Below are 2,812 nucleotides of genomic sequence, written 5' to 3'. Positions count from 1 at the left end.
GGGGTGGGGGGAGCGGAGGCTGGGGTTGTGGGTGGCGAGGGTGTCGGCCAGGGTGCGGGCGGTGTCCTCGTCGTGGGTGTGGAGGGTGTGGGCGATCTGGGTCAGGGCGTGGTGGATGGTGTTGCGCCGGGTTCGGGTGTCGGGGTCGGTTCCGATGAGCAGGGGTGGGCGGAGCAGGGTTGCGGCGTGGGTGAGCAGGGCGGGCGGGATGTTGTGGGTGTGGAGGTCCGTGGGGGCGGGTGAGTGGTGGGAGGGCCACTGGCGGGCCGGGGGGTTGGTGTCGGCCTCCTGGTCGTGGGCGGGCGGTGTTCCGTGTGGAGAGCTGTGAGGCGGTCGGCTGGTGATCAGTCCGGTGAAGAGGTATAGCGCGATCTGTTCTCCTCGTTGACGCCGTGTGACGCGTCCGGGTCCGGCGGACAGGCGGGCGGCGGCGATGCGGATGGCGGTGTGGGTGGGCAGAGGCAGGATGCCGGTGGGTTCGAGGCGGCGGAACTCACGCAGCACCTCCCAGATCAGCAATGGGTCGTCCTCGCGTGCCGCAGCCGCGCCACGGGAGCCGGCGACGCTCGCCTCGGTGGACGTCTCGGCGGACGTGCCGGTGGACATCTCAGCGGACGTGCCGGTGGCGAGGGGTGTGGAGCCGGACGCGGTGGGGGGACCCTGGGTGGTGGACGTCTCGGTCGCGAGGAGGGCGGGGGCGGACACGGTTGCGGGCCGGGCGGGGGTCGTCCGGGTCTCGGCAGGTGGGCCGGGGGGTACCTGGGTGTGGATCCACCGGGCGATGGCTTCGGCCTGGTGACCCTGTGACATGGCGTGCCAGGCAGGGTCCAGGAGGTGGTGGAGGACGGGGATCTGTCGGGGGGGCAGGTCGTGTGGGGGGTGACCGGTGGTGGCGAGTTCGGCCCTGACGGCTAGGTCGAGGCGCTGCGCGCTGTCGCGGTCCAGTTTCGCCCTGGTCCGTCCTGGAGTGGTGGGGGTGAGGGCGGAGGGAGGGAGGTCGGTGTGGGTGCGAATGCGGTGGGCGAGGGCGGTGGCCTGGTCCCCGAGGGGCTGGGTGTGCCAGTGGTCGGCGAGGTGGTCGTAGGCGTGCGCGAAGTCCTCGGCCGTGAGCGCCATGGCCGGGTACTGGGCGCGCTGGAGCTCGGCTGTGGTCAGTATCCGCAGCGCACTCGCCCGGCCCGGATCGTTTCTCGTCAGTTCCTGCCACCGGCTGATCGGGAGGAGGTTGTCGCCCGTGGTGATCCGGTGGGCGATGGCGGCCGCACGCCGCTGCACGGAGTGGGAGTCCCAGGCCGGGTCGAGTTCGTCGTAGCGCTGGGCCACGGCGGCGGAGAGCGGGCCGCTCACCGTGTGCCCCAGACGCTGGAGTTCGCCCCGGACGTGTACCTGCACCAGGCTCGCGTCGTCGGGGGCCGTTGAAGCAAGTTCCCTCCACCGGCTGCGCCCGGCGGTGGCCTGCGACGCGGCGGGCATGACGGCGGCCGTATCCGGCTCGGCCGTGCCCCGTTCGGTCGAGCTGGTGGGGTGGGAGGCCGCCGAGCGGGTTTTGACGGGTGCGCCGGTCAGGACGGCGTAGGCGTCTTCCTCGGCGGCGTGGTCGGCGCGGCTGGCCGGGCGGTCCTCGGACAGCGTGGCTGTCTGCTGCCGGGTCCCGTCCCCGGCCGCGCGCTCCCGCGGACCGGTTGTGCGGTCGGCGGTCTCGGTCCGGCGGGCGTTCCCGGAGTCCGCCACCGGGGGCCGTTCCCCCATCCGTCCCGGAGGCCGTTGCGTGGTCTGTTCCGTGGAGTGGGTCGGGGCGGGCAGGTGGGGGTCGGTGGTGGTGGGCAGGGGTGGTGCTGGGGTGTCGGACGGGCCGGTGGCGGAACGGGTGTCCGTGGCGGGGCCGCTTTCCGTGACGGGGCGCGGGCCGCCGGCGGCCGAGGTGCTGCCCGGTGCGGTGCTTGTGGTGCTGCCGGTGCCCGGGGTGCTGCCCCGGGCACCGGTGTCACGGGGGCCGGACGGTGGGGTGGTGCGTGCGGTGGTGTAGGCGTGGTGGAAGGCGTTCTCGTGGCGGGCCTCGTGGCGCAGCCAGGCGGTGAGTTCTTCTTCGCCGGTTCGGTGGAGGGTGGGGTCGGTGTCGGCCTGGATCCGGTCGTGGACGCGCAGGGTGTCTGCGCGGAACTCTTCCCCGAGCCGTTCCAGGGTGCGTTCATCGACCTGGTAGTGGTGGGCGGGGCTGTCGGGGTGCCCGGCCAGGGCGTGGAAGTCCCGGCCGGCCCGCTCCATGAGGTGCTGGCGTTCCGCTTCGTGGACCATGCGCCGGGGCAGGCGCGCCTGCAGGTCGTCCAGGCTCTTCTGGAGGAGCGCCTGCACCGTGTCCCCGTGCCCGGCCACGGTCCTGGTCCCGGTGCTGGTGCCGACCGCGGTCCTGGTGCCGGTGCTGGTTGCGTCGTCTTCCTGGGTGTGCACGCCTTCCGGCCGTGGCGGGCGGCGGAAATCGTGGTGGCCCGGATGACTGAACCAGTCGGCGTCGATGGCGTGTTCGACGTCCTTGTCGAAGGCCAGGGCCAGCCGCTCACGGCCGGCCTCGCCCAGCGGTGTTCCCTGCGCGAGACTGTCCTCGAAGGCGTCCGCGGCACGGTGGAACCGGTCACGGGCCTGCCGTATCCACTCCTCGCGGACCTGGGTGTACTCAAGACGCTGCAGGAGCACGTGCTCCCCGGTCACCTCGCGCACATGCTGCTGCCAGCGATCCTCGAAGAGGCCACCGTCACCATGCCGTTCGCGCAGCACGGCGTGCGCGGTGCGCAACTGCTCGGCGAGATCCGCCCGG

The 2,812-nt window shown here is 73.0% G+C and carries 1 pseudogene; it reads right to left on the bottom strand.

Annotated features, from left to right (window positions below):
• Positions 1 to 2,691 (bottom strand): annotated as a pseudogene (locus IF37_RS46520) (hypothetical protein); the annotation flags it as partial.
• Positions 2,692 to 2,812 lie beyond the last annotated feature (121 nt).

Source organism: Streptomyces sp. NRRL S-31 (assembly GCF_000718775.1).
Classification (GTDB): domain Bacteria; phylum Actinomycetota; class Actinomycetes; order Streptomycetales; family Streptomycetaceae; genus Streptomyces.
This window is presented reverse-complemented; position numbering and strand designations above follow the sequence as displayed.